The organism is Flavobacterium phragmitis, assembly GCF_900112575.1.
In the GTDB taxonomy this organism is placed as follows: domain Bacteria; phylum Bacteroidota; class Bacteroidia; order Flavobacteriales; family Flavobacteriaceae; genus Flavobacterium; species Flavobacterium phragmitis.
In genome coordinates, this window is the sequence record NZ_FOMH01000013.1 from 48,358 (window position 1) to 68,027 (window position 19,670).

Annotated in this window: 18 protein-coding genes and 1 tRNA gene; 3 read left to right on the plus strand and 16 right to left on the minus strand. The window is 33.3% G+C overall.

What is annotated here, in order from left to right; genetic code table 11:
- Window position 1: 1 nt before the first annotated feature.
- From BM289_RS21005 to BM289_RS21020, 4 genes are all read right to left on the minus strand, one after another.
- Window positions 2–2,620, minus strand: a complete 2,619-nt coding sequence (locus BM289_RS21005; RefSeq protein ID WP_091497245.1) for a carboxypeptidase-like regulatory domain-containing protein — start codon at window positions 2,618–2,620, stop codon at window positions 2–4.
- A 101-nt stretch (window positions 2,621–2,721) separates the two neighbouring features.
- On the minus strand, window positions 2,722–3,567 hold the full coding sequence (locus BM289_RS21010; protein ID WP_091497520.1) for a FecR family protein: 846 nt from the start codon (window positions 3,565–3,567) through the stop codon (window positions 2,722–2,724).
- An 11-nt stretch (window positions 3,568–3,578) separates the two neighbouring features.
- Entirely contained in the window at window positions 3,579–3,788 is a 210-nt protein-coding gene (locus BM289_RS21015; protein WP_091497248.1) for a hypothetical protein, read from the minus strand.
- Window positions 3,789–3,835: 47 nt separating this feature from the next.
- Window positions 3,836–4,357 carry an RNA polymerase sigma factor gene (locus tag BM289_RS21020; protein WP_091497250.1) on the minus strand — a complete coding sequence of 174 codons (522 nt, stop codon included), beginning with the start codon at window positions 4,355–4,357 and terminating at the stop codon, window positions 3,836–3,838.
- A 297-nt stretch (window positions 4,358–4,654) separates the two neighbouring features.
- Between BM289_RS21020 and BM289_RS21025 the strand changes: the two genes are divergently transcribed.
- Complete coding sequence (locus BM289_RS21025; RefSeq protein ID WP_091497252.1) at window positions 4,655–8,281, plus strand: DUF2339 domain-containing protein; 3,627 nt, start codon at window positions 4,655–4,657, stop codon at window positions 8,279–8,281.
- Window positions 8,282–8,393: 112 nt separating this feature from the next.
- Here the strand turns inward: BM289_RS21025 and BM289_RS21030 are convergent, their stop codons facing one another.
- The 6 genes from BM289_RS21030 to BM289_RS21055 form a co-directional block, all read right to left on the minus strand.
- On the minus strand, window positions 8,394–9,110 hold the full coding sequence (locus BM289_RS21030; RefSeq protein WP_091497255.1) for a type 1 glutamine amidotransferase: 717 nt from the start codon (window positions 9,108–9,110) through the stop codon (window positions 8,394–8,396).
- A gap of 93 nt (window positions 9,111–9,203) precedes the next feature.
- On the minus strand, window positions 9,204–9,686 hold the full coding sequence (locus BM289_RS21035; protein WP_091497258.1) for a GNAT family N-acetyltransferase: 483 nt from the start codon (window positions 9,684–9,686) through the stop codon (window positions 9,204–9,206).
- A gap of 7 nt (window positions 9,687–9,693) precedes the next feature.
- Window positions 9,694–11,112: an aminotransferase-like domain-containing protein gene (locus BM289_RS21040; protein WP_091497523.1), complete on the minus strand. Its 1,419-nt coding sequence runs from the start codon at window positions 11,110–11,112 to the stop codon at window positions 9,694–9,696.
- 21 nt (window positions 11,113–11,133) lie between these two features.
- A complete protein-coding gene (locus BM289_RS21045) occupies window positions 11,134–11,502 on the minus strand; it encodes a hypothetical protein (protein WP_091497260.1) in 369 nt (122 codons plus the stop codon).
- 195 nt (window positions 11,503–11,697) lie between these two features.
- Window positions 11,698–11,958, minus strand: coding sequence for a hypothetical protein (locus tag BM289_RS21050; protein ID WP_091497263.1), 261 nt, complete (start codon window positions 11,956–11,958; stop codon window positions 11,698–11,700).
- Between the two features lie 136 nt (window positions 11,959–12,094).
- Window positions 12,095–12,171 (minus strand) — tRNA-Met (locus tag BM289_RS21055).
- A 151-nt stretch (window positions 12,172–12,322) separates the two neighbouring features.
- On the opposite strand from BM289_RS21055, the gene BM289_RS21060 reads away from it, so the two are divergent.
- A complete protein-coding gene (locus BM289_RS21060; RefSeq protein WP_091497265.1) occupies window positions 12,323–12,715 on the plus strand; it encodes an START-like domain-containing protein in 393 nt (130 codons plus the stop codon).
- Between the two features lie 55 nt (window positions 12,716–12,770).
- Window positions 12,771–13,607, plus strand: coding sequence for an aminotransferase class IV (locus tag BM289_RS21065; protein ID WP_091497268.1), 837 nt, complete (start codon window positions 12,771–12,773; stop codon window positions 13,605–13,607).
- Here the strand turns inward: BM289_RS21065 and BM289_RS21070 are convergent.
- From BM289_RS21070 to BM289_RS21095, 6 genes are all read right to left on the minus strand, one after another.
- Window positions 13,604–14,164 (minus strand): YqgE/AlgH family protein, encoded by a 561-nt coding sequence (locus tag BM289_RS21070; RefSeq protein ID WP_091497270.1) that lies wholly within the window; start codon window positions 14,162–14,164, stop codon window positions 13,604–13,606. The genes BM289_RS21065 and BM289_RS21070 overlap by 4 nt on opposite strands.
- Before the next feature lie 128 nt (window positions 14,165–14,292).
- A complete protein-coding gene (locus tag BM289_RS21075) occupies window positions 14,293–14,565 on the minus strand; it encodes an HU family DNA-binding protein (RefSeq protein ID WP_008464760.1) in 273 nt (90 codons plus the stop codon).
- 180 nt (window positions 14,566–14,745) lie between these two features.
- Window positions 14,746–15,693, minus strand: coding sequence for a methionyl-tRNA formyltransferase (gene fmt / locus BM289_RS21080; protein ID WP_091497273.1), 948 nt, complete (start codon window positions 15,691–15,693; stop codon window positions 14,746–14,748).
- Window positions 15,693–17,588: a RecQ family ATP-dependent DNA helicase gene (locus BM289_RS21085; protein ID WP_091497276.1), complete on the minus strand. Its 1,896-nt coding sequence runs from the start codon at window positions 17,586–17,588 to the stop codon at window positions 15,693–15,695. The genes fmt and BM289_RS21085 overlap by 1 nt, the downstream gene beginning before the upstream one ends.
- A 64-nt stretch (window positions 17,589–17,652) precedes the next feature.
- Entirely contained in the window at window positions 17,653–18,186 is a 534-nt protein-coding gene (locus BM289_RS21090) for an AAA family ATPase (RefSeq protein ID WP_091497279.1), read from the minus strand.
- A 530-nt stretch (window positions 18,187–18,716) separates the two neighbouring features.
- Window positions 18,717–19,628 (minus strand): alpha/beta hydrolase family protein, encoded by a 912-nt coding sequence (locus tag BM289_RS21095; protein ID WP_091497282.1) that lies wholly within the window; start codon window positions 19,626–19,628, stop codon window positions 18,717–18,719.
- Between the last annotated feature and the right edge of the window lie 42 nt (window positions 19,629–19,670).

A 19,670-nucleotide genomic window follows, 5' to 3' on the forward strand; every position in this document is an offset into this window, starting at 1 on the left:
ATTAAAATTTAAAATTATAAGAAACCCCAGGTACAATTCCGAAAATAGAAAGTCTTCTGGTTTCGTTTGCTCCTGTATCTTCATTGGTTGTAAAACTTACTGAAGCAGCATTTTTTCTGTTGTAAACATTGTAAAGACTGAAAACCCAATAGCTTTGCCATCCTTTCTTTTTGTCTGGTTTTGGAGTATAAGTCGCCGCAAGATCTAAGTGATGGAAAAGTGGTAATCTGTTATCGTTTCTCAAAGAATAATTTGGAACATGAATGCCTCCCATTTCATAATAGCCATTTGCATAAGTTACAGGCTGACCAGATTGCAAAGTGAAATTACCATTAAAAGACCATTTCGGATTCAATTCGTAACTTCCTACAATGCTTAAATTATGCAGTTTATCATAACCAGATAAATACCATTCGCCATTTGCAACACCTGGTTCTTCAGCTGTTCTTCCTGGTGTTTTTTGTTCGGCTCTAGATAAAGTATAAGAAATCCATCCTGTGAAAACACCAACATTTTTTCTGAATAACAATTCCATTCCATAAGATCTGGCTTTTCCGTTTAGAATTACCTGTTCAATATTATTGTTAGCCAAGACATCAGCTCCGTCAATATAATCAATACGATTTTGGACATTTTTATAAAATAATTCGGTTTCTAAAGAGTAATCGCCGTCTTTGAAATTTCTGAAATAACCCATCGCATATTGATCCAAAAGCTGTGGTTTTGTAAACGGCCCGCTTGGCGTCCAGATGCTCATTGGTAACGGAGATTGTGTGTTCGACAAAATGTGAATGTACTGTGCCATTCTGTTGTAACTCGCTTTTATAGAAGTTTCGTCATTAAAAGCATAAGACAAGGCGGCTCTCGGTTCAAAATTATTAAAAGTACTGATTGCCTGTCCTTTTTTGTAATTGATGGTTCCTGTTGGAGTACCTTCTTCGTAAATTTTATATAACGGATTGTAAACAACTGCCTGACCATTTTCGTAAGTACTGATTGGTTCTGGCCCTAAACGATAAAATGAACTGTAACGAAGTCCGTATCGGAAATTCAGTTTTTCTGTAATTTGGTTTTCAAAATCGATAAAAGCAGAAGCTTCCAGAGCATATTTTTTATCTAATTGTTTGTAATTGAACTGAGAGTCTGAAGTAGTTGGCTGTACAACTCCCGGATTAAAATTATAATACAAACCGTCAATACCATAGTTAATTTTGAACTTTTCAGACTGCTGGTAATTCCAATTGTATTTCAATCCGTAGCTCTGAATATTGCTGTCCCATTTAAAACTTTCGATCGGAATTTCAAGATTAAATCTGTAGTCGCTGTAAAAACCTGATAAATTACTGTTTAAACGATCAGAGAATTTATGTTTCCAGCTCAAAATACCCATTGTGCTTCCGTAAGTACTTGCAAAACGATCGTTGATATCAAACAAATCATTTCCAAAATAACCAGAAAAAGACAACGTATTATTGGCATTAAAACGGTGGTTTATTTTTGCATTTAAATCATAAAACATGGCGGAGTTGTTATTGTCCGCCAGTTTCATGAACAAATGCGCATACGAAGCACGTCCGGAAAGGATGAACGAACTTTTCTCTTTTTGTATTGGTCCTTGAACCAAAAGGCGACTCGAAATAATTCCGATTCCTCCATTTACTTTATATTCTTCAAAATCTCCTGTTTGTTGTGCTACATCCAAAACAGAAGAAACACGGCCTCCAAATTTAGACGGAATTCCTCCTTTATATAAATCTAAACCGTTTACGATATCAGCATTGAAAATAGAAAAGAAACCAAACATGTGCGAGTCAGCATAAACAGGAGCGCCATCCAAAAGAATCAAATTCTGATCGGCAGCACCGCCCCGGACATTAAATCCTGAAGAAGCTTCTCCAGCATTGGTAACTCCAGGCAAAGTCAGAATGGATTTTAAAGGATCTGGTTCTCCCATGGCAACTGGAATCTTTTTGATTTCCTGCATCGAAAGCTTGTTGACACTCATTTGAGTTGTTTTGATGTCAGCAGCTTTATTATTCATCACAATCACTTCTCCCAACTGCTGGCTGTCAGAATCTATGTTGAAATTGATTTTAGTATCATCAGAAACAGTAACACGTTTTTCCTCATTTTTAAATCCAACATAACTTACCTGAACAGTATAGCTGCCGTTTGGAACTTCCATGCTGTATTTTCCGTTAACATCAGTTACAACGCCAGTTTCCAGTTCTTTAATGTAAACATTGGCGCCAATAACAGGTTGCTTTTCATTGTCAAATATGTGTCCGCTTAACTTGCTTTTTTTTTTAGCCGGTTTAGTTGTTTGAGATTTCTGTTTTACAAAAATATTATTGCCCACTATCGAAAATTGCACAGATGCCGTTTTGTTTAGTTCCGAAATAAGCTTTTCAATATCAGTCTGCTTAAAAGTAGTCTTTTGATTAAAGTATTTTTTATTGGTGTCAATTTGATCTGTAAAGGCAAATTTATAATCGATTTGATTTTCAATTTGCTTAAAGAATTCTTTTAAAGTTACATTTTGATCTACAGTTACTGTAACGCTCTGAGCGGTCATACATAAACTGAATAAAAAAAAGCATGCTGAAATTATATGCTTCATGAAATTTTGTATTTTTGAATAATTATTAACTGGAATAACCTCGTGTTATCCTGAATATGAGGAGGATGTGGAGTTTCGCGGCTTACATCCTTTTTTCTTTTCTACTGAAAAGTAATCTGCTTTAAATCTTCATTTATTTCAAAGTTTAGGTTATACATTTCTGATATTAATTGTACAATTGTTTTTAAATCTTCTTTTTTATTGATTCGGATTGTGATTTTCTGATTCAGATATTGAGTTGGAATTATCACTTTATGACCATAGTTTTCCTCAATATAATGGTTGAGGTTCGTTAGTTTTTCGTTTTCAAAATCAACAAAACGGCTGAATTCGGTTACCGAAGCAGTTTGATTGCCGTATGTGAATTTCTCGCCTGGTTTTAAAATCCATTTTTGATCCTGCCCTTTTACATTCATTTGAACGCTTCCTTCAAAAAGTTCAACCGTTATTTGTTCATTTTCAGATTCTTTTACAATAAAGGATGTTCCTAAAACCGTAGTGGTAGTTTCATCGCAAAAAACCTGAAACGGATGCTGTTTGTCTTTTTTGACTTTAAAATAAGCTTCACCGTCAATTTGAATTTTTCTGTTTAAAGCAAAATTATTGCCATAAGAAATTCTGGAATTTGGACTCAATTCTACTTTCGAACTGTCTGGAAGGACCACATATTTAATTTTTGATGTAGTATTTTCAATTACATTTTCAGTTGATGCAATTGTGTTTTCTTCCAAAGGCTTATTATTGAAATAAATTCCAGTTCCAATAAGCACAAAAAGCAATACAGACGCAGCCGCGAGATAACGCCAAGGCTGTGATTTGCGTTTCTTTTCTCCAAATGCTTTCGAATGAAATTCATCCCAAGAAGCTTTTTTTATTTCATCTGAATGTGAAGCTGGAGTTTCCTTCCATAGTTTTTCGAACTCGTCATCAAAATTTTCCTTTTCCATTTTCTTCGGCATTAAATCTTTTTACAATAAAATCCTTGTTTATTAAAAACACCATAAACCATTTCCTTGATTTCTCGGTTGGTTTCGATTCTTAGAATTCTTTCTCTTTTTGTGAAATCAAAATTTATGATACAATCAGAAATAACAAACTGTAAAAGAGCAACAATTAAACTCGCGTCTTTTTTAGTTCTAACATTGGTTTTATAAGCTTCAATGTGCATTTTTTTGTTCTTGTTTTTATAGATAACAAACGAGAACAAAAAAGTTCCTAATGGTTTTCGATTTTTTTTCGAATAAATTTACTGGCAAGATAAATATGATTGGCGATGGTCTTTTCAGAAAGATCCGTCCTTTCTGCAATCTCCTTATAGCTAAGGTTTTCCAGTTTGTGTAGTGTAAATATTTTTTGTTGCTGTTCAGGAAGCTGATTGATGAAGTTTTGCAGTTTTTCTTGTCTTTCTTCAAAAATTCCTGAATCGGTTTCTTCGTCTAAAATGTCAACCTGAAAAGGATCAAGCTGTACGATTTTGTTTTCTCTATTAACGTGATTGATGATAATGTTTTTGCAAATGGTGTATAATTGCTTGTCAAACAAAACATCTTCGTTGAGTAATTCTCTTTTGTTGTATAATCGTAAAAGACTTTCCTGGACAAAATCATCTGGTGTAAGAACCGTAAGATTAAATCGTCTGGCAATATTTATCAGTTTATCATAGTAATTGAAGTAAACCTCTTTGAAGGCCGCTTCATTACCTTTTTTCAAACTTAAAATAAACTTTTTATTGTCCATAACGAAAATATCGCGACCAGTTTTTAACTAATCTAAACTCATTGGTTTCAATATTATTGCATTCAAAAATACGCAGTCTTATCTTATGAATGTAATAAGCTACAAAGAACCGTAATTTAATTCTATATTTTGACGCTGTTATTGGAAAATGTTACAGTTTCTTGAATGTTTTTTTAGCTGTGAAAAATTTTAAAAGCTTTTTTTTTAGAGAAAGTGATTTCAATTACGAAATCTTTTTTGTTTGAAAACTAAATTAAACCAATAATTCCTACATTAGCGCCAACCAAAACCTAAACTATGGAGAATTTTATTCTTTTTGCCTTAATTGTTTGTATTGTTGTCTTGTTTAATAAGTTTAATAACTTAAAAGAAGAAAACGATCATCTGGATTCTCTTTACAGAAAAAACAGAGACGATTTTAATACTTTGAAAAATGAGTTAGCCGAAATCAAAAAGCAACTCTCACAATCCAATTTTATTCCTGAAAATTTACCGCCTGTTGTAAATGAACCGGAATCCGTTTTAGAACCGCAGGAAGAAGTTCTTTCTCCTATACCATCATTTGTGGTTAGTGAAGATGCTGTCGTAAACGAAAAAGAGGTTATTGAAGAATCCATTGAACCAGTGGTAACTTTCGAATCTGCATCTATTCCTGTTTTAGATAAAAAAGAAACTCCGGAACTAGAAGAAGTTTTAGAAACTCCTTCGTTTAGTGTTTTGGAATCACAGTCTGAACCACAGGTTCGTGAAGAAGAAGTTTATGTAGAAAGCGCTTTTTCCATTTTCATGAAAAAGCTCGAACAGCAATTTGTTGAAAACTGGACAGGAATTCTCGGAACAGCAATTATGGTTTTAGGAATTGGCTATTTAAGTATCTACACTGCTTTGAAAGTGTCGCCAATGTTTAGAATTTTGATTCTTTGGCTGTATGCGGGAATTTTAGTAGGATCGTATTATTTTCTGGAGAAAAAGGAAAAATGGTTTAAAACGGGACTTTGGTTGCGCAGTGCAGGAGCGAGTTTATTTTTGTTTGGCTGTTTTGGAGCATCACAAATTCCGGCATTGACTTTTATTACTAACATTCCAATTGCTTATTCGCTTATTGGATTTGGAATTGCAATCAATTTATATGTTGGTTATATTATAAAACAGCAGACTTTTTTGTCGCTTCATGTGATTTTAAGTATTTTAATTTTATGTGTAATTCCGGAGAAACTCTTAATTACATTTTTATTGGCTTCGTTAACTGCAACAGCGGGAATTGTTTTGTCTTATAAAGAAAAATGGGAATATCATTTATTAATTGTTATTTCAGGTTTTATCATATTTGATATTTGGTTTACGCAGGGAGCAAATGCCTTGACAGCGACAGAAAATCTTTTTGCCATAATAGGTATAATTTTAGTTTCTGTAAGTTGTATGTACATGCAGTACAGAAGTATTTATGCCGATACTCGTTTTGACAGAATCGCTTTTATTACACATTTAACCAATTGGGTTTTGTTTGCCGCAGGTTTGATTTTGCATTCTACCGGAAGTAAAATCAAAATTTTTGTTTTGCTTGTAGCAGGAATACTTTGTCTTTTTGCGACACTTTTTGCAAGAAAGAAAAAGATTTTTTGGCTCTATCATTTAGACGGAATGGTTTCTTTTATCCTTTTTTCTTTAAGTATAATTATGCTTAACGATTGGAAAATTGGTTACGATATTATTATTTGTGGTCTGTACTTTTTACTTATTACCTGCTTGTTTGTGGTTTATAAAAACAACGAAGCTTTACTGCATAAAATATTTTTAGTGATCAATCATGTTTTGTGTGTGTTTATTTTCCTCTTTTTTATTTCACATATCAATCCGTTTTTTGTTCAAACCTATATAACAAACATTTTTGCCACGCTGATAGTATTGGTAATTACATCATTGATGGTTCCTGTTTTTTGTTCAGTAAAAAAAGAATTTCTTGGAGTTGATGCTTTTATTTCAAAACAAAACTTGAGTTTAAACGGAATTTTCTCTGTTGTGTGCTCGATATTGTTTTTTATAAGCTGGTATCATACTATTGAAATTTCATTTTATTATCCAATTGTATTTGTTGCTTTATTATGGTGCGCTTTACGATTCAAATTCAAAACAAACACTTTTGATCTGGGAAGATTTGTGTTTTTATTAATTGCTATTGGTGTGGGATTAACTTTGATTCTGGTAGGACAAAAATCAAATTTAGATATTCTTTTCGCTTTAGGAATTATCGCTGTAATAACGCTTAACTGGTTGGTGAAATCTTTTTACAAAGACGATTCAATTGTCAAAACAATCGGAATTATTGGTGTAAATGCTTTACTGGTTTCGACGGAGTACAAATATTTAACATCGGCTACTATTATCCAGATTTTCGGATTGTTTGCAATCGCTTTATTAAATCATGAATTTTTATGGATACAGTTTAAGCAAAAACGACTTTCTGTAGGCAACCAAATCTTACTATATGGTTTTTGTCTTGCTTTTTCGGTATTCGGAAGTTTGTTGTTTGTGTACAATACGAGATTCTTAAATAATACAGAAATCGGATTAACCGCCGTTGGTATTTCTTTAATCGAAGTTTATATTTTCTTCGCTGCAAAAATCAGAAATAAATCGAACGAAATAATATCAGGATGGAAAAACTTCCATATTCTAAATTCTGATTTTATTCTTTTTAATGCTTTGGTTTTTGGTTTTTCTTGTATTGAAATAAATTACATCCCAGTTTATTTAGGCGTTTTAGCATTAATCACTTTTTGGATTTTTCAAAAAACAGAAAATATCAAGCGTTATAATGTTTATTCTTTTGTATTGCTAATTGCTTCTATAGTTCTAAGTCTATACTTGGCAGTTTATGAAGTAAATGAAGATAATAGAATCTTAATTTATTTAGTAGAAACGGGAGCGATATTGCTTTCTGCAATTTATAGTTATCTGCAACTCAAGACTTCAAAAGAAGAAGGCAAAATGTTTATTTCAATTTTGCCAGTCATTCAGAATTTATGGATCATTGTATTACTGATTATTCAAGTTGAGGTTGGCTATTTGCCAACTTTGTTTATGCTTTTGGCAATTCTAAATTTTGTTTTGATTTTATATAAAAAAGTAGAATTGGTTCCAGAAACGGTTTTAGCTGTTGGAACATTATCTATTTTGACTTCCGTTTTTTATAGTATAAGAGAGCTAAACAGTTTTGTTTTCTTAGACTGGATTCTACAGCTTTCGGCAGTTGTGTTGTTGATTGTTTTGACTTTCCTGATCCACAAAAAAGAGTTTATCAAATCCTTACAAATCGACTATCAAATTGTGGTAAATGTTTGGCTTTCGATTATTATGTTCTCGCAATTGGAACACAAATGGCTTCCAGTATTTTGGGCGGTAACAGCGATTGTAAATGCCTGGCTTTATTATAAAAAGATTGGCAGTAAAAAAGAAATCAGTATCGTTTATTATTTATTGGCTAATTTTCATTTGGCTTTCGTCAGTTTCAACTATTTTGAATCTAAATTCGAATATGTTTACCTGATTATATTTGCGCTTTTGGCATTGTATGTATTTATTGTTTACAAATTCATCGAAGAGTTTCCATTCAAAAACAGTATCATTATTTATCCAGCAACTTTTAGTATTGGATTGTTTTTATATCTCACATTCGACAAAGGAATTTTAACGTTCTTCTGGATTTTAGAATCTTTAGGGTTGTTAATTCTTGGAATTATGCTGAAAGAGAAGTATTTCCGATACGTTTCGCTTTCGCTGGTTGGAATATGCGTTATAAGATTAATGTTCTTTGATCTTTCCAATACCGATTTCTTAATCAGGGCATTAGTTTTATTGGGAGTAGGAGTGGTGCTTTTGGTTATGAATACCTTATTCAAAAAATACAAACACCGATTTGATTAAATACAAATAGAAAAGCCACAAATCATAAGCAAATGAATTTGTGGCTTTTTTTATATCATTTTAGACACACGTTTTATTCTGTCTGATTTGCAATCTTTTCTTGAAGTGAATGCTACCTTTTATAAGCTTCTGTAAGTTTATCGAGAAATTGGAAAAGCTTCTCATTTATTTCACTGAAATCGTAAGATAAAATGGTTTCAGGATTTTGAACAAATTGATATTGCTTGCTTTTAGCTAATAAATCGGTTTCACTTTCAATTAAAAGCGAAACGACTTCTGTTGTTAATTCCATATGACACTGAAAACCATACACAAGATTAGAATACGAAACAATCTGAACAGGGCAGCCTTCGCTTACAGCCAGAATTTTGCTTTCTTTTGTTAAACCCGGCATATCATTATGCCAATGTCCCACGTTTAAAACGGAACCAAAATGATTCACTTTTTCATCTTTAATTCCGTCTTCAGTTAAAGAAATAGGGAAGAATCCAATTTCTTTTTCCGGACTATGATTGAATTTTGAGCCAAAAGCTTCGCCAATTAATTGTGAACCCAGACAAACTCCTACAACAGCTTTTTTAGCAGTAATACATTTTTGGATTAAAGTAATTTCAGCCAATGCATCAAAATGAGGACATTCTTCGAGAGTTGTATTTGGACTTTGTGGCCCGCCCATCACAATGAGCAAGTCTATAAAATCGATATTATCCGGTAGTTTGTCATTTTCATAGACTTTAGAAAAAGATACATTATAGTTTCGTTTTGTTGCCCAATTCAAATAAGCACCGGGAGCTTCGTATGTTTCGTGTTGTATAATATGTATATTCATTTGTTTCTCAAATTCATTACAAATATATTTTTATCCAAAACATTTCAAATAGTCCACTTTTGCTTTTAATGTAATAGTCCAGTAAAATTCAAATTAAGGGTTAAGAGTAAGTATCATCTGAATATCAACTCTATTGTAACTGGATGAAATACCTTTAATTTCTTTAAAACCTAGTTTTTCATAAAGCTTAATTGCGGGCTGAAGTTTAGTATTGCTTTCCAGATAAATTTTAGAAGCACCTATCTCAGAAGCCCATTGAATCGCTGATTGTGCCAATAACAATCCAACGCCTTTTCCTTGTGCTTTTGGACTTACAGCCATTTTAGCTAATTCGTAATCATAATTTTCATTATCACTTTTAATTAAAGCGCAAACACCTAAAACTTCTTCATTTAAAACAGCCGAAAAAATTTCGCCTCCTTTTGCTATAATATATTCTTCGGCATGATCCAGCGCTTTGATGTCATTAGGTTCAACTTCAAAATAATTTGAAATCCATTCTATATTTAAATCCTTAAAACTTTTTTTGTACTTAGGACTGTAAGTTATTATTTCGATTTGATTGTTGTTTTTCATGATAATATTAAATGCTGTTTTTTATTATTCTGCCTAATTTTTCTAAATCCGATTCTACGCGATCATTCCATTCCATAGCATAAGTAAGTCGCATGCAATTATTGTATTGATTGTATTGCGAAAAAATTCTTCCAGGCGCAAAATTGATTTTTTGTGATAAGGCAGTATTATGTAATTCTGTTGTTGATATTCTTTCGTCCAATTCAAGCCAAAGCATAAAACCACCTTTTGGCTGTGCAATTTTAGTGTTGTCAGGAAAATAGTTTTCCATGGCACGATTGATCTGAAGATAATTGGTGTAGAGCTTATTCCTGAAAGTTCTAAGATGATGATCGTAACGCCCATATTCCAGAAAGTCAGCAATAACATCCGAAAACAAAGAAGAATTGCAGACGGTTTGCACCAGTTTTTGGCGAATGATTTTATCTTTAAATTTTCCTGGTGCAATCCACCCAACCCTATATCCTGGCGCAAGAGTTTTAGAAACAGATCCAATCCACAAAACCAGGCCTGCTTCATCGTAAAATTTACAAGGTTTTGGACGCTCCGAACCAAAATATAAATTGCCATAAAGATCATCTTCAATCAACGGAACATTGTACTGTGTTATCAATTTAACCAATTCCCGTTTATTCTCGTCAGGCATTTGAAATCCCATCGGATTGTTGAAATTGGTAATAAAACAACAAGCTTTAATTTCTGGAAGTACCTTTTTTAAAGCATCAAGATCTAATCCGTATAAAGGATGCGTTGGAATTTCAACCGCTTTTAAACCTAAAGCTTTAATTGCCTGAAGTATTCCAAAATAAGCAGGACTTTCTACAGCAACACTATCTCCGGGAGAAGTTACGGCCATCAAGGCATTGTACACGGCGTGCATGGCACCGGAAGTAATGACAAGATCGTCTTCGGTGATTTTTCCCTCCATAACAAGTGCCCATTTTGCAATGGCACGACGGAGGTTCTCTGATCCCTGAACAGGTTCGTAGGCTGTTCCTGCATCGGCTCTATTGCGGACAGCATTGATGATTCCTTTGTTAAGTTTGGCAATAGGAAGGAAATTCTTTCCTGGCAATCCAAGCGCAAACTGTGTGATGTCAGATTTGTCTATGGTGCTGAAAACTTTATCAATAAGTTCTTCAGGTGTATTTTTGGTTTCGTGATTGTTTATGCTGGCGATGGTTGGAAGCGCCGTTGTGCGTTGCGCACTTTTACTCACATAATAGCCCATTTTTGGACGTGATTCTATAAGTGAACGACTTTCCAGTTCCAGATAGGATTGCTTAATAGTATTTAAACTAACATTATAAAGTTTCTGTGCACTTCGAACAGAAGGCAGTTTGTCGCCAAGTGCCAAAGTTTCATTGTGAATCTGGTCTTCGATGATTTTGGCGATTTTTAAATATAATGTTTGATTGTTCTTCATTTTTGGTTTTTCATAAAACATTTAAAAACTGAGATAATGAACAAAATGTTCTGTGCTTTTTTTTAATTGTACAGCGTTATTGAAATTGGCGCTTCTTTTTTTCTTCAGAAAATTTACAATGTATGCGTTGAATGTTGCCTCTTCTTTATCAGTAAGATTTTCGTCATCATAAATCTTAAATTGGATCTCATTGTTTTGATCCAAAATCAAACTCGCAAAGGCATTGATTCTATTCCCTTTTTTACTGAGAAGAAAAGGGATTCCAAAAAGCATTTTGTCTTCCGTTTTACCGCATTTGTTTTTACTGAAAATGCGCTGTAAAACCTCCATGTCAAATATATAAACTTCTCTAAATGTCGTTTTTTCCTGTGTTGATGCTGTAGAGTTCATATTTTTTTTAGCAAAATTATTGCTATTGCAGATTTGGGTACAGATACAGAAAACACTTTTTTTATGGATACAGATTAAAAGTAATGATTTATTAGGAGAAATTGCCCTAAAAAGAAAAACCTTCAAACAAAAGTCTGAAGGCTTCAACTATTTTCAAATCAAATTAATGATTACAGTGTTTTAAAAGATAAAAAGTTATTTATTTTCCTGGTCAAGTTTATCGATATCCGAAATCTGATCCAATATATTGGTTTGATTAGGCGAAATATAATTTTTTACTTCAGGAGGGGTTTCTTTTTTAAAAAGTAAATCTAAGGCGTGGTATAGTTTTAATAAAACATCTTTGTCTTCTTTTGCAATATCTAAAGCAGTATTGAAATTGAAAACATAATTATTCGAATTACGTACTTCTACTTTTATCGTTTTCGATGTGATTTTAAATTTGACTATATCCATTGGTAATAAAATACTTAGATTGAAAAAATGCTGTTTTTGATGGTTTGACTTAGAATATTAAGTCACAAATCTAATGCAAATTACAAATACTTATAGATAAAAAAAACACCACTTTAAAAAAAGTGGTGCTTTTACCTGGTAGCGAGGACGGGAGTTGAACCCGTGACCTCAGGGTTATGAATCCTGCGCTCTAACCAACTGAGCTACCTCGCCTGGACTGCTATCATGAATTCCTGATTGCGGGTGCAAAGATAGAAATAATATTAAAGCGTGCAAGCATAAAATGAAGAAAAAAAAATATTTTTAAAAACGCATTGTTTTTGGACATATATTCTTATATTTCCAAAAAAATTAAAAGTAGCACATGGAGTCAAAAATACGTTACGAAATAGAGTTTCCGATCAATTCTTCGCCACAATTATTGTATCAATATATATCAACTCCGTCAGGATTACAAGAATGGTTTGCTGACAATGTTAATTCAAGAGGAGAGTTTTTTACATTTATCTGGAATGATTCACAGGAAAAAGCACGTCTAGCATCTAAAAAATCTGGCGAAAAAGTAAAATTTAAATGGGTTGATGAAAGTAGTAAAGACACTGATTACTTTTTTGAACTTCATATTTTAGTCGATGAATTGACTAAAGATGTATCATTAATGGTAGTTGATTTTGCAGAAAAAGAAGAACTTGGAGAAGCTAAACAATTGTGGGAGAATCAAATCTCAGACTTAAAACATCTTATAGGTTCTGTTTAGTAAAAGTCTATTTTATACCTTATATTTGCCCTGAACAAAATTCAGGGTTTTTTTTATGATTAATTTTAACGGAAACATAACGAAAGAAGATAATATACTAACTCTAAACCGCGGTTTTTTGTATGGCGACGGAATATTCGAAACCGTAAAAATTGTCAACGGAAAAATCTTGTTTCTTGAAGATCACTATTTTAGATTGATGGCTTCGATGCGTGTCGTTAGAATGATGATTCCTATGGATTTTACAATGGAATATTTTGAAGAACAAATTCTTAATTTGGTTAATCAATTGAATATAGCTTCTTCGGCAAGAGCCAGAATTACTGTTTTTAGAAAAGATGGCGGTTTGTATCTTCCTAAAACAAATGATATTTCATTTTTAATAAACGCCATTTCTCTTGGAAATAAAGGTTATAGTGTAAATTCAAGCGAATACGAAGTAGATTTGTATAAAGACTTTTATGTGACAAAACAATTATTATCGTCTCTTAAAACGACTAATAAGATGATTAATATAACGGGAAGTATTTTTGCAGATGAAAACGGCCTTGCCAATTGTATTTTACTGAATGACAGCAAGAATGTAGTAGAAGCACTTCAAGGAAATATCTTTATGGTTTCGGGAAATAAATTGATTACGCCACCAGTTTCAGAAGGTGCCTTAAATGGTATAATGCGTAAACAAATTTTAGCTTTAGCTAAGAAAATAGAAGGCATAGAAGTTTCAGAAGAAATAATTTCGCCGTTTGATCTTCAAAAAGCTGACGAATTATTTCTCACCAATGTAATCACAGGGATACAGCCGATAACTAAATATCGAAAAAAGGAGTTTAAAGCGAATATGGCTCATTTATTAGTGCAGAAACTAAATGAATCCATTTCTGAAAATTAATTCAGATATGGATTTTCAGGTGCATTAGACCAAATAAGATAATCGCCTCCAAGCTCAATAATCTGCTCTTTCCAGAAATGAGTGGTGGATTTTCCAATAATTTTATTCTTATAATTATTATCAGCAATAATCCAAGAGTTTCCCTGCATTTCATTTTCGAGCTGATTTTCGTCCCAGCCAGTATACCCTAAGAAAAAGCGAATGTTGTTTTTGCTGATAGCACCGCTGTTTATAAGGTCTTTAGTAGACTCAAAATCGCCTCCCCAATAAATTCCGTTCGAAATCTCAACGCTGTTTGGGATTAATTCAGGAATATTGTGAATGAAATAAAGATTATCCTGTTCTACAGGCCCTCCGTTATATATCTTAAAGTTGGCATCAATTTCCGGGATTAAGTCACTAATAGTATATTTTAATGGCTTATTAATTATAAAACCTATTGATCCTTCTTTGTTATGGTCTGCTAATAAAATTACCGATCTGTTAAAAGATAAATCTCCAATTATTGAAGGCTCGGCAATAAGCAGGTGTCCTTTTTTTAATTTTTCTGAAATCATACGGTTACAATTTTTATTAAATTTAATCATAAAAAAATTAAAATCACAAAAAAAATCGTTAAACCGCATAAAAAAACCTTCCATAAGGAAGGTTTTAATTATATTGTAAGTTTAGAGAACTTTCTTACTTAGTTCACTGCACCTTCTAATTCAGCTCCAGCTTTGAATTTTACAACATTTTTAGCTGCGATTTTGATTGTTTTTCCTGTTTGAGGGTTTCTACCATCTCTAGCAGCTCTAGAAGAAACTGACCAAGATCCGAAACCTACTAATGAAACTCTTCCTCCTTTTTTCAAAGTTGTCCCTACGTTACCTAAAAAAGACTCTAAAGCTAATTTCGCCGCAGCTTTTGTAATTCCTGCATCAGCAGCGATAGCATCGATTAATTCTGATTTGTTCATAATAATTAGTTATTAATTGTTGGTTAAAAAAAATTGTTAATACACAAATTTAGTAGGAAATCCGTTGCGTGCAAGTCTTTTCTTTAATTTTAGCAAAAATTGTTGATAACTTGCTTTTTTTGTTCATAAAGAATGTTGTTCATCGATGAAAAGCAAGTACAAACCCCTGTTTTACTGAGCTTAATAGACTTTTGCAGCGTCAGAAAAGCTAACTCCATTTAATAATTCTGAAGCAAGCATTCTCTTTTTTCCTGGCAATTGTAGACTTAATAACTGAACAAAGCCCTCTTTTATTGCAATCTTGATTTCTTTTTTATTGCTTACAATTTTTCCAATTTCAAATGAATGAGCTTCTGAAATAAGTTTTGACTCGTAAATTTTAATGCTTAATTCCTCGTCTTTATCCTTTAGAAAACACCAAGAAGCTGGATACGGACTTAAGCCTCGAATCAAATTATGGATTTCGGCTCCAGATTTTGTCCAGTCGATTTTACAGTTTTCCTTGTTTAGTTTATAAGCTGTTTTGATGTCGTCATTGTCTTGCTGAATAGTTGTAGTTACATTTCCGTTTTCAATAACTTTTAAAGTATCAATAACGGTTGTGCTTCCTAAATTCATCAAACGATCGTGTAATTGTCCGGCTGTTTCTTCTGGTTCGATTGCGATTTCCGAATTTAAAATCATCGCACCAGTATCAATTTTATCATCAATAAAGAAAGTGGTAACTCCGGTTTTGGTTTCTCCATTAATAATGGCCCAGTTGATTGGCGCCGCACCGCGATAATTGGGCAATAAAGATGCGTGAAGGTTAAAAGTTCCTAAACTTGGCATTTCCCAAACTACTTTTGGCAGCATTCTAAAAGCCACTACAATTTGTAAATTGGCATTTAAAGCTTTTAATTCGGCTAAAAAATTCTCGTCTTTTAAATTGGTTGGTTGTAATAAGGTAAGATTGTTGGCAATTGCATATTCCTTTACAGCCGAATATTTTATTTTTTGCCCGCGTCCTGCTGGTTTATCTGCAGCAGTAATCACGCCGACTACGTCATAGTTGTTTTTTATAATGGTGTCCAAAATGCCAACAGCAAATTCTGGCGTTCCCATAAAAATAATTCTCAATTTCTCCATTATGATTTTAAAGTGTATTTATTATTCGCTTGTATGATAATATGATTGTTTTCGAGCAACTCTTGAAGAACCGAAATAATATCTTTTGTATCCATTTTGATTTGGTTTTCAATTTCTCTCGAAGTCAGCGAAGCTGTTTTAAGCAAAGATAAAATCTTGTCTGCAATAGAATCGGCTTCAGTTATTTTTCCTTTTTGGGTAATACAGTAAGAGCAGATGCCACAATTCTCGTTGGATTTTTCTCCAAAGTAATTCAACACCAATCTGTTTTTGCAGGTTTTAGTGTCTTTTATGTAGTGTAAAACAGATGAAAGCTGTTCTTTTTTAACCTGATTTTGTTTTTCTAAATATTTTGCAACTCTATTAATAGTAAGATCATCTTCGCGGATTTCATTAAACAGTATGGTCGCATCGTTATTTTTAGACTTGTATTCTATGATTTCTTTCTCTTTCAGTTTTTCTAAAAGAGCGATAACTTGTTCTTCGGAACGATTCGATTTTTTTGCAATCAATCCGAGATTTAAGTTCGATTTTACCTCATAAACGCCAGGATAAGTTCTCAAAATTGCCAGTATGATTTCTTCATCATTGGGATTCAGACTCATGTAGCGAATCACTTCTTTAGATTCAAGCAAAAACTGAATGCTGATTTTTTCTGAGAATTCTTGAGACATCGTAATAATTCCCTGCTGACTTAAAAACTGCAGAGCGTTGTAAGTTTTCAAAGTAGGAAACTCATATTTGTTGCAAAAGCTATTTAGTTTAAAAGAAAAAGATTCATCTAAACCTTCGCCATAGGCAATCTGAAAATAATTACAGAGTTTAATGTACATCGTTTTCAAGAACTTCTTATCAGGAAGAATATTGATAAACTGCTGCTCGGTCTGAATCATATCCGAATTATTGTAAAGCAAAACCGAAAAAGCTTTTGCGCCATTTCGTCCCGCTCTTCCAGATTCCTGATAATAATTCTCTAAATTCTCAGGAAGTTGCGTATGAATAACGGTTTTAACATTGTCTTTGTCAATTCCCATTCCAAAAGCATTCGTGGCAACAATCACCTGAGCTTGCTGCGACATCCACAATTGCATGTTTTTGTCCTTTTCTTTTGCCGAAAGTCCGCCGTGATAATAAGTTGAAGTAAATCCTAAAGATTGCAATTGCGAAGACATATTCAGACAAGCCTTACGATTTCGGACATATATAATAGAAGGCTGTGGATTCTTTTTTAGAATTTGTTCCGTTCTGTAAAGTTTATCTTCCACTTCAAAAACCATATAAGCAATATTTTTTCGCTCAAATGATTGTTGAAAATGTCTTGGATTTTTTAATTCTAATTGCGTTCTGATATCTTCAATAACTCTTGGAGTTGCTGTTGCAGTTAAAGCCAGAAAAGGAATTTTAGGAAAGAATTTTTTTAGTTCAGAAATTTTAAGATAAGCTGGTCTAAAATCATGGCCCCATTGCGAAACACAATGCGCTTCGTCAATAGCAATTAAATTAATGGGAAGATTTTTAATGCGCTCGAGAATCCAGTCCGATTGTAATCTTTCCGGTGACATGTATAGAAATTTATAATTTCCATATTGACAATTATCCAGTAAATCTATGATTTCTTCAGTGTGAATACCGCCCGTAAGAGCAATAGCTTTGATTTCTCTTTTCTGAAGATTCATTACTTGGTCTTTCATCAAAGCAATCAAAGGCGAAATAACCAGACAAATTCCTTCTTGCATCATAGCGGGAACCTGAAAACAAATTGATTTTCCACCTCCTGTTGGAAGCACCGCAAAAGTATCCTGTCCTTCCAGAACCGAATCGATGATTTCTTTTTGCAACGGTCTAAAACTGTCGTGTTTCCAGTATTTTAGAAGAATATCCTGCGCTCCGAGCATTGCATTAGTTTTAAAGTTAAAAATTTAGAAAACAGTTCTAGTTTTGCAACTTTAAAACCTTTCGCTAAATTTTGTCTAAGATATAAAGAATTCTGTTTTCAACCGTATCTTTTGGAACCCCAATTAGTTCGTAACCGTATTTTTTATAGGTCTCAATAAGATGTTCCTGAATTTTAACAGCCTGCTCAAAATTTTCATAGCGTTCTGTATCGCTTTGGTAAATTTCTTCCCAAGGTGGCAGAATGAAAGTTTTAGTGTATTTATAGTCTTCACAAGCCTTTGTAAAATATTCCGGATATTCGTCGCCAATATAATCCATATAAGCAACTACATCAGGAATTCCTCTGTCTATAAAAACGATATTATCAGGTTCGTTAAGAGCATTTTTATATTGTTGGATACGACCTTCCAAAAGCATTTCGCTAAACAAAAGAGGCTTTTCCAAGAACAGTTGTTCAATGCCTTCTTGTTGTGCTTTCATGGTAACCTGTCTGGAGATTTCAGGATAGCAGCAAAAGCCACGAGCTACCAATTCGTTAATAAGTGTTGATTTTCCAGTACCGGGACCGCCAAGTAAAACTATGATTTGTTTTTGCACAATTCTAAAAATAAAGCGCAAATTTACCTAAACTTATTCATAATTAAAAAGAATATTTACTAGAAGCGAAAGATTTGGCATTTTTAGCAGATATGGATTCCTGCTTTCGGCTATATCTTTTATGGCGAACCCCGCCACAAAAGGATATCGCCTCAATCAGGGCTAGGAGAGAGACATGGTTTTGTTTTTGGAATTATTTATACGATGATTCCTCCTGCAAGGTTTTCAAAACCTTGTAGGTGTATTTCGATTTTCAATTTTATATGTTTCGTTCCGATGGAACTCTTTTTATATGTCCATTCAAAACAACGGATTGAAATCCGTTGCTACAAAATAAATCGTTCCTTCGGAACTTTAGCAAAAGAGCCCTTAGGTTCGATAAATATTGTAGGGACGAATTTTAATTCGTCCATCAAATAAAAGTTTAGGGTCTTAAGAGCCGTAGGTTCGGCACATATTTAATGCTGTGTAAATTTTATACCTACAAGGTTTTGGAAACCTTGCAGGAAATCAAATGATAGTTGTAAGATTTACTCACAAAACGAATACTTCCCAGAGTTTTTCCCTTTTTTAGAAGGTTCAATCAAATGCGACTCAAATTTCTTTCCTTTCAAAACATCATTTACAAAATCTAAAACATATTGTTGACCTTCATGAAAAAGATAACCAGAGAATTCATGTCCGCCACCACAAAAAGTAATCAGTTCGATATCTTTATGTAAATCTCTCATTTGGTTATAAACGGCATAAGAACCAAAAAGAATCAACCAGCCCGAGGCATTTGTCGGACAAGAACGATGTGAACCTGCAGCATATGGAACCGTGTCATCATTGCTTCCATGTGCTAATAACATCGGAATTGCTTTTTCTTTTGTTATCAAATTAATATCCTGAATGGCTCCAGAACCTCCAATAAAACCTTTGTATTTGAAATTTTCGGGCAAATTAGTTTTGTATAAATTCATCAGTTTGTAATCCCAAAACGAAGCATGAAAACCAATTTCGGCACCGGCACTAATTCCCGAAATAAAGATTTTTGAAGTATCCAGATTGTATTTGTCTGCATTCTCAATTAAAAAAGCAGTGGCCTGCCACATATCGCTTACGCCAATTTGGATTGCTTTTATTTTTTCAGTCAAAGTTCCTTTACATCCAAAATCTTTTCCTTTCATGTATAAACTGTACGAAATACTCGCGACAGCATAGCCGTTTTGCGCCATGAATTTTCCAAAATCTTTTTCGTTTGTACGTTCTCCGCCAGAAAATCCTCCGCCAAAAGCAAACATAATCAAAGGGATTTTCTCGCCAGCTTTTTTCTTTGGCAGATATAAATCTAAATCCAGCTTTAAAGTGTCATTTTGGAAATAAGTTAATGTTTTGATTTCTTGTGCTTGGATATTGCTGGATATAAGAACGATAAAAAGTAAAAGTATTTTTTTCATTGTAATGTATTTTAATCTCGCAAAGTCGCAGAGACCCAAAGA

Coding starts and splice junctions, on each gene's coding strand:
- fmt (WP_091497273.1), bottom strand. CDS start 15,693: ATGGAGAAATTGAGAATTATTTTTATGGGAACGCCAGAATTTGCTGTT.
- BM289_RS21040 (WP_091497523.1), bottom strand. CDS start 11,112: ATGAAGAACAATCAAACATTATATTTAAAAATCGCCAAAATCATCGAA.
- BM289_RS21020 (WP_091497250.1), bottom strand. CDS start 4,357: ATGGACAATAAAAAGTTTATTTTAAGTTTGAAAAAAGGTAATGAAGCG.
- BM289_RS21095 (WP_091497282.1), bottom strand. CDS start 19,628: ATGAAAAAAATACTTTTACTTTTTATCGTTCTTATATCCAGCAATATC.
- BM289_RS21075 (WP_008464760.1), bottom strand. CDS start 14,565: ATGAACAAATCAGAATTAATCGATGCTATCGCTGCTGATGCAGGAATT.
- BM289_RS21035 (WP_091497258.1), bottom strand. CDS start 9,686: ATGAAAAACAACAATCAAATCGAAATAATAACTTACAGTCCTAAGTAC.
- BM289_RS21010 (WP_091497520.1), bottom strand. CDS start 3,567: ATGGAAAAGGAAAATTTTGATGACGAGTTCGAAAAACTATGGAAGGAA.
- BM289_RS21050 (WP_091497263.1), bottom strand. CDS start 11,958: ATGGATATAGTCAAATTTAAAATCACATCGAAAACGATAAAAGTAGAA.
- BM289_RS21015 (WP_091497248.1), bottom strand. CDS start 3,788: ATGCACATTGAAGCTTATAAAACCAATGTTAGAACTAAAAAAGACGCG.
- BM289_RS21030 (WP_091497255.1), bottom strand. CDS start 9,110: ATGAATATACATATTATACAACACGAAACATACGAAGCTCCCGGTGCT.
- BM289_RS21060 (WP_091497265.1), top strand. CDS start 12,323: ATGGAGTCAAAAATACGTTACGAAATAGAGTTTCCGATCAATTCTTCG.
- BM289_RS21085 (WP_091497276.1), bottom strand. CDS start 17,588: ATGCTCGGAGCGCAGGATATTCTTCTAAAATACTGGAAACACGACAGT.
- BM289_RS21005 (WP_091497245.1), bottom strand. CDS start 2,620: ATGAAGCATATAATTTCAGCATGCTTTTTTTTATTCAGTTTATGTATG.
- BM289_RS21065 (WP_091497268.1), top strand. CDS start 12,771: ATGATTAATTTTAACGGAAACATAACGAAAGAAGATAATATACTAACT.
- BM289_RS21025 (WP_091497252.1), top strand. CDS start 4,655: ATGGAGAATTTTATTCTTTTTGCCTTAATTGTTTGTATTGTTGTCTTG.
- BM289_RS21045 (WP_091497260.1), bottom strand. CDS start 11,502: ATGAACTCTACAGCATCAACACAGGAAAAAACGACATTTAGAGAAGTT.
- BM289_RS21070 (WP_091497270.1), bottom strand. CDS start 14,164: ATGATTTCAGAAAAATTAAAAAAAGGACACCTGCTTATTGCCGAGCCT.